Source organism: Flagellimonas flava (assembly GCF_050617915.1).
GTDB lineage: Bacteria > Bacteroidota > Bacteroidia > Flavobacteriales > Flavobacteriaceae > Flagellimonas > Flagellimonas flava_A.
The window spans coordinates 1-241 of record NZ_JBODQE010000152.1 but is presented as its reverse complement, the minus strand read 5'-3'; the positions used below and the strand labels follow the sequence as shown (position 1 = coordinate 241).

Sequence of the window (241 nt, the reverse complement as noted above, 5' to 3'; positions counted from 1 at the left end):
CAACACCTATCCGGAGTCGGAATTTTTTGAAGAGGCTAATGACATCGCCAAGGAGTTGACCTCCAAAAAGGAAAGAAACCAAATTGAGAGAGCCAAGCAGTTCAATAAGTTAGGGAAATTCAACTATCCCATCTTGTTATCGGCCATTACCGCCCTGGATAATTTTATTTGTGATAACCCAGGATCCATTTACCGGGAAGAGGCACTCTATTACAGAATTGAGGCGGCCACCAATTTGGCG

1 pseudogene is annotated in these 241 nt (G+C 44.0%); it reads left to right on the top strand.

The window, feature by feature from the left end:
* A pseudogene (locus ACRHOZ_RS21355) lies at nt 1-241 on the top strand (outer membrane protein assembly factor BamD); the annotation flags it as partial.